This window comes from Saccharicrinis sp. 156, assembly GCF_050589685.1.
Lineage (GTDB): Bacteria > Bacteroidota > Bacteroidia > Bacteroidales > Marinilabiliaceae > Saccharicrinis.
In genome coordinates this window covers 130,526-136,924 of record NZ_JBNGOS010000016.1, presented here as the reverse complement: position 1 = coordinate 136,924, position 6,399 = coordinate 130,526, and the positions used below count along the sequence as shown (strand labels likewise).

Sequence of the window (6,399 nt, the reverse complement as noted above, 5' to 3'; positions counted from 1 at the left end):
CTAACCATTTTCGGTTACCCAAATCCAAGAGGGGTCAATATGACCGTTGGAGGGGTCAACATCACCGTTATTTCCACTCTACAAGGAGGGTAGATATGAAGAGGGCACTGAGCTGAATGCCCAATTTTTACTGAAGAATCCCAAACATATAGAAACATATTGTTACAAAGGTTGGATACCATATAGTCAAGGACATTATACGGAAAGTATTAAGGGTTTTGATGCATTTAGGGAATAAAAAGGATGCCATTGCATGGATGAATAAGATACTGGAAACCTTTTTCCGGATGAACCTGGCTTTTATTACGATGCCCTTTGTCTGTGCGTACAAATGGATGAGAAAGAAGAATCCGTTCATCATCTGAAATTGGGCTTGGAGAAAGGATATCGTAATTTTGGTCACTTGGCCACTGATGATGACCTTGTGAACGTGCGCAATCTCCCGGCTTTTAAAGCTCTGATTAAAAAGTGGGAACAGATACATGAAGCTACATTGCCCAAAGAAAATGGACCAGAGGAAAATGTTGATGATTATCGTCAACCGGTATGCTAATATCATTATTCTAAAACAAATACTCCCATGCCTACCAACAAAAACGCCACTATCCGATACCTTGCCCTTGATCGCTGTTTTAGCAATCCGGGAAGAAAGTACGACATCAATGACTTGATTCAAGCATGTAACGAGGCTTTGCTCGATATTGACCCTCATTCTACCGGTGTTAAGAAACGACAGGTATATGATGACATTAAGTTTATACAGGATTCAAAGGGGTACAATGCACCTTTGGAGTCCTTTAAAGAGGGTAAGAGAGCCTTTTACAGATACACAGACATGGATTTCTCCATCTCCAATCAACCCATTAATGAACAAGAAGCACAGCAGTTAAGAGAGACTTTAACTACACTCTCACGTTTTCAGGGATTGCCTCAGTTTGAATGGATTGAAGATATGAAAGCAAGGCTGGAGTTGAGTTCCAGGCATGGGGTAGCTGAGAAAGTAATTAGCTTCGACGAGAACCTATTTTTAACGGGACGTGAATATTTAGGGGAACTACATAATGCCATTACAAACCAAAGCGTATTAGAGATAGAATATCAATCGTTTAAGACGGATTTAAAAACGCTTTTCATAATTCATCCATATCATTTAAAGCAATACAACAACAGGTGGTTCTTGTTTGGTTTAAATGAAGACCGAAACGAAGTGTCGAATATTCCTCTTGACAGGATTTGTACTATACGAGAGTCCAGATTAAAGTACCGACCCAATGAAACAATTGACTTTGAGGAGTATTTTGAAGATGTAATAGGCGTATCTATTCCGATTGGTGAAACTACTCAAAAGGTTGTACTTAAAATTGATAGGCAATTGTGGCCTTATATTAAAACAAAGCCCATTCACGGGTCTCAAAAAGTAAAAGAAGTAACTGAGGACTTTACCATTGTTGAACTGGAACTTTATCTGAATTACGAACTGGAAGCTATCATACTTTCCAGAGGTGAGCAGATTGAAGTGCTGGAGCCTAGTAACCTTAGGGATAAAATTAAAGAACGAATAGAGGGGATGAAGAGGAAATATTCATAACGTGTGCAGGATGATTGCATACAATAATAATACTTTTATACCAAAATAACATATTATGAGCTATTTAGAAACAGAAAGACAGAAAGTCATTGAGCTAGGCAGGGAACTATTTAACGGAAACACAGGAGGTGTATACAGGGGTAAAGAGCGTAATTTTGTGCTGTTAAATCCTGTTGAGAATCTTTATGAAGATATCAGGGACAAAGCCATACAATATTTTAAGGAAAACAAAATTGTTTGGTGGCCCGGCGGTCAGGAACCTTCAGGTCATATGTTATCGTCTCAAATTGCATGTGTCAATCATCTTTTTTTCTTGCGAAATGATAAAGAGGCAGCATTAAATGTATTAAAAGGTATTCACCCTGATTTTGTGGAGGTATGCCCTGATTTTGAAGATGGCTATATCGGTTTTGAAGTAACCAGTAATGGGAGCTACTTAAATGAGGTGGCTCCCGGAAAACAACAGACCAGGGGAGCTAACTGTACTTCGGTGGATGCCATGATGAGTGGGAAGCTAAGGAATAGCAAAAAGATTCAGGTGCTGATTGAATGGAAGTACACCGAGTCGTATCCCAACTCCTGTAAGGCCGATGGTAGCAGTGGAGCAACACGCCAAAGCAGGTACAACAAACTAATTCAGGATCCGGAATCTCCATTAAAAGCGCATGTTCCTATGGAGAACTTCTATTACGAACCTATCTACCAGTTGATGCGGCAAACATTATTGGCCTGGCAAATGGTCAAACATAAAAAGCGTGAATTACAGGCAGACGATTGGATCCATATTGATGTTATTCCGGAAAATAATAAGCAATTACGAAACAAAGTATATGCTCCAGACCTGTTTGCCGATGATCTTCACCAATCGTGGACTTCCTTGTTAAAGGAACCCGGGAAATATAAAATGATAACCCAGCAACAATTGTTACATCCAATTTTTTTAAACAAATCTTATAACAAGCAGGTGGAATACCTTGATACCCGATATTGGGAAAAACAATAATAAAATAAGTATCAGATATTTTATTCAACTATGAAAAAAAGCATAAGAAATATAGCCATTCTGATTGCCCCGGTTTTATTGATGGTAGCGATGAACGAAACGGTTAGGCCAACCATTCAGGACAAAGCTTTTAACGATTCGGTGTACACGGGGATGAACGCTAGACAAAAGATTGAAGATTATTGTACATGGAATTGTCATTTTAACACCAGGTATTGTATGGACCATCATGTAAAGTACTTACGGCCATATTTCAACATTACAGATACTGTATATTACGGAATGATCAATTGGCTTCGTATACCTGGGGATTATATATGGGCCAATATAGTTTTTATGGTCATCCTGATTCCCTTCCTTATTTGGTTTTTTATCATCAAATCTTTGAATATCCAGGATAAAATTAAACGTTTAAAAAAATCACAATGAATCAAATAGAAACCATTATCCGCTTTGTATATTCGTATTGCACCGATTTTGTTATCAACCTGGCTAATATTTTCAATCTGTCGTATTACGAAATCAACTTTTTGCTGTTTTGTGTGCTTTATCCTTTGCTGTTAATTGTTGCGGTAGGGATGTATATCGTTCAAAGGTCCAGATTAAAGAAGTTAAAGGAAATAAATAGCCGGATAAACTAAATAAAAACTTTTTAAACGTTGCTTTTATGGATATTCGAAGATGAATTGTAAAATTATAGAATGCGTAGCGATTCAAAACAATCGCACAAAAAGTTAAAAAATACATGGCAGAAAGAGCGGATGTCATCCATGAAATGAGCGGACTTTCCCTCTAAAATCATTACTTTCGCAATCCTATATTTTAATCGTATCGGCAATCATCTTTATGCTTTTGTCTTGATACTTGATACTAAATAATACATGATCACAGGAGAATTAAAATCGCCGCTAATTAACTGCAAAGATTGACTAATCGGTAGGGCCATTGGAGATGCAATAGGTACCTCAATTAAGTTTATGTTCCCGAGAATACAAACATTATCACTTTGAAGAGTGGAATTGCCAAAGAAATTGTATTTAAAAAGATTTATATACATTATTCTTGTTATGTGTATTAAATTAACTCATTTTGGGAGGTGATTATAATGTTGAACTATTGAAGTATGGTGTGGTAATACTTTGGCATAACATTAAATGTTTAAAATGGATTATAATTAACATTACGATATTATATATAATATGTGCAGTCATTGTGCACAGCTAAATGCTGTATAATGTTTTAATAGAATCAATATTTATATGCAAAGAGATAATAAATTACCCTTAAATAACTATGTTGCCTGTCTGCTTGGAGGTGCTATTGGTGATGCTTTAGGCGCACCCATAGAATTTGATTCCATTAACGATATAAGAACTAAATATGGTAGTGAGGGTATAATAGGTTATGTCGAACATCCTAATGCTTGTGGTGAATTTACCGATGATACACAGATGACTTTGTTTACGGCCGAGGGCTTGTTGCGGGCTTATTGCAGGGCATCTTTTAAAGGAATTTGGGGTGCTGTCAATCAGATTTCGCATGAGTCACTTTTGCGATGGTTACATACGCAAGAAAATTCCTGTTATACACCATCCGAAGACTGGTATCCAATCCTAAGCAACTGGTTGATTCAGCAAAATGAATTATATAAACAGCGAGCACCCGGGAACACTTGTTTAGCTGCCTTACGAAGTGGCGTAGCCGGCACGATGGATAAACCCATTAACAATAGTAAAGGCTGCGGTACCATTATGCGTATGGCGCCAGTAGGTTTAATTGAACCAGGAAAAACAGAAGACAATTTTAAGATGGGTTGTGAGCTTTCAGCCATAACCCATGGCCATCCAACCGGATATCTCTCAGGGGGTTTTTTTGCAGCTATTATTTCGGAACTGGCAGTTGGTACTAAGCTTAATAGAGCAATTGATGCTGCTATTGGTATATTAGTTAGGTATAATAAACATGAAGAAACGTTTCGAGCTGTTGAGGCAGCTATGGATTTATATAAAAGTGTTGTAAGAGAAGATTTAAGAATAGAGCCAAAACTCATTGAACAGCTGGGCGAAGGTTGGGTAGCTGAAGAGGCACTGGCGATGTCGCTTTTTGTAGCCCTCATATTTGAAAATGACTTTGAGCAGGGTGTGTTGTATGCTGTAAACCATAGTGGCGATAGTGATAGTATAGGATCAATCGTTGGTAATATATTGGGCTTGATAAATGGTTCTATGTCAATTCCTAATAGATGGATGTATAAATTATCCGCTGCTAATTTGGTCATGGAAATTGCTGAAGATCTTTACCATCAAAGTAAAGTTTCTGCATATGGAGAAAGTGACTTTCGTTGGGTATATAAGTATTTGAATTAAATTTAACAGTTCCACCCTGCTGCCACTGAGATAAAGACAGCCTATCGGCTGCAGGTTTTTTTTCAAAGATTAAGGACAAGCCCCCTTGATGTATTGTTATATCAATCGGGAATTGAACGCCACCCTTTGGCCTTCTCCTCCTCGACGGGCCATTGCTCATTTAGCAGTTTTGAAGTTCATGTTTTTCAACCGACATCAGCAACGTAACTTGGGACCCACTAGCTACAGTTGATGAATGGACAGAAAGTTGTTTGAGCACAGCGAGTTCTTTCTGTCTCATCAATGAGCAAAAGTGGGTAAGTGAGTGCTGCAGTCGCGGTCTTTTTGCCTTCTTTTTTGACTGATGACAATTATTGCGATAAATGAGAGCATAGTTAAGTTTACTTGAACTATGCCGAGTGAAGCAATAATCTTTATAAAAAAAAGAAGGAGCCCGTCGGCTAGAGACATATTATGTGGCTTGCTTTGAAATTACTTTTCTTGGGGTATATTGTGCATAATCCGTAATGATAAGTAGGAAATCAATTTTCATAAAACAAAAAAAGGTTGAAACCGTAAGATTTCAACCTTTTTTGTTGTCCCATTAGGGCTCGAACCTAAACTCTTCTGGACCAAAACCAGACGTGTTGCCAATTACACCATGGGACAATCCTCATATCTTTCTTTTCGAAAGCGATGCAAAAGTACATCTTTTTTTAATACCCGCAAATATTTTTTTTATTTTTTTATTGACGCTTAAAACCGGGCTGAAAAATAATACAATTATTTTACTGAATCTCTTTTATTTAAAGGCCGATGTGCAAGTATTTTTTTTTCATTATTAAATAATCGACATTAACCCTTAGGCGCTTACAGGGCAAAACTAAACAACAAGTTGTTAGAATTGCTTTTTCTGCTTGCGGTTTTATTTATGCAAAGTTCCAGGTTGGGCCACCGACCTCCGCACAGGGCTTGAATCCCACTTATTGAAGTCGATGAAAGAACAGAAATCCCGTCTTGGAACTTGTAAGGTTTTGGAATCCAAATTCAACAAGGTTCTTATAATGGGAGGGTTCATTCTGTTCCATCGATAATACATTAGTGGGTAAGCACTAAAGTGCAGTCGGTAGTCTGTCTGGGACTTTCTACAGGAGTCTTTTTTGTTTACCTGTCTGCCCTGTCCGTTCCTTACAGACGGGCAACAGGCAGGCTTTTTTTTGGCTGCAGAAAAATAGTAAAAGCCCCTGCGGCCAGAGCAGGTTATGGTTGTTTTGTATGAGTAACAGATGTTTTGAGTTAAAGTTTTTTTGCATCGTCAGCTTTCCCCGAAAGGCCTTTTAATATGGAGAAAAACTTATTACCTTTCCGCGAATATTCTGCTTTTTTTGGCAGAACATCCCAATAAGCTAGCCAGGTAAGCACTCGCGATAATGGTCGGGATAGGCTTGGACAAACAAAAGCCT

The 6,399-nt window shown here is 38.0% G+C and carries 5 protein-coding genes, 1 tRNA gene and 1 pseudogene; 6 read left to right on the top strand and 1 reads right to left on the bottom strand.

Annotation, left to right across the window (positions count from 1 at the left end; all coding sequences use genetic code 11):
- Positions 1 to 313: 313 nt before the first annotated feature.
- The 6 genes and pseudogenes from ACRD64_RS12075 to ACRD64_RS12050 all read left to right on the top strand — a co-directional run.
- A pseudogene (locus ACRD64_RS12075) lies at positions 314 to 553 on the top strand (TPR end-of-group domain-containing protein); the annotation flags it as partial.
- A gap of 27 nt (positions 554 to 580) precedes the next feature.
- Positions 581 to 1,588, top strand: a complete 1,008-nt coding sequence (locus ACRD64_RS12070) for a helix-turn-helix transcriptional regulator (protein WP_430933617.1) — start codon at positions 581 to 583, stop codon at positions 1,586 to 1,588.
- Between the two features lie 55 nt (positions 1,589 to 1,643).
- A complete protein-coding gene (locus tag ACRD64_RS12065; RefSeq protein WP_430933616.1) occupies positions 1,644 to 2,591 on the top strand; it encodes a PGN_0703 family putative restriction endonuclease in 948 nt (315 codons plus the stop codon).
- Positions 2,592 to 2,621: 30 nt separating this feature from the next.
- A complete protein-coding gene (locus ACRD64_RS12060) occupies positions 2,622 to 3,020 on the top strand; it encodes a hypothetical protein (protein WP_430933615.1) in 399 nt (132 codons plus the stop codon).
- The gene (locus ACRD64_RS12055; protein WP_430933613.1) at positions 3,017 to 3,232 is read left to right on the top strand and encodes a hypothetical protein; all 216 of its coding nucleotides are present in this window, start codon (positions 3,017 to 3,019) and stop codon (positions 3,230 to 3,232) included. Before ACRD64_RS12060 ends, ACRD64_RS12055 begins: the two co-directional genes overlap by 4 nt.
- Positions 3,233 to 3,850: 618 nt before the next feature.
- Positions 3,851 to 4,957 carry an ADP-ribosylglycohydrolase family protein gene (locus ACRD64_RS12050; RefSeq protein WP_430933612.1) on the top strand — a complete coding sequence of 369 codons (1,107 nt, stop codon included), beginning with the start codon at positions 3,851 to 3,853 and terminating at the stop codon, positions 4,955 to 4,957.
- Positions 4,958 to 5,532: 575 nt separating this feature from the next.
- Here ACRD64_RS12050 and ACRD64_RS12045 read toward each other — a convergent pair.
- A tRNA-Gln gene (locus ACRD64_RS12045) sits at positions 5,533 to 5,605 on the bottom strand.
- Positions 5,606 to 6,399: the final 794 nt, after the last annotated feature.

What these genes read in the sequence shown, in the direction of transcription:
- ACRD64_RS12070 (WP_430933617.1), top strand. Translation starts at nt 581, where the DNA reads ATGCCTACCAACAAAAACGCCACTATCCGATACCTTGCCCTTGATCGC.
- ACRD64_RS12065 (WP_430933616.1), top strand. Translation starts at nt 1,644, where the DNA reads ATGAGCTATTTAGAAACAGAAAGACAGAAAGTCATTGAGCTAGGCAGG.
- ACRD64_RS12060 (WP_430933615.1), top strand. Translation starts at nt 2,622, where the DNA reads ATGAAAAAAAGCATAAGAAATATAGCCATTCTGATTGCCCCGGTTTTA.
- ACRD64_RS12055 (WP_430933613.1), top strand. Translation starts at nt 3,017, where the DNA reads ATGAATCAAATAGAAACCATTATCCGCTTTGTATATTCGTATTGCACC.
- ACRD64_RS12050 (WP_430933612.1), top strand. Translation starts at nt 3,851, where the DNA reads ATGCAAAGAGATAATAAATTACCCTTAAATAACTATGTTGCCTGTCTG.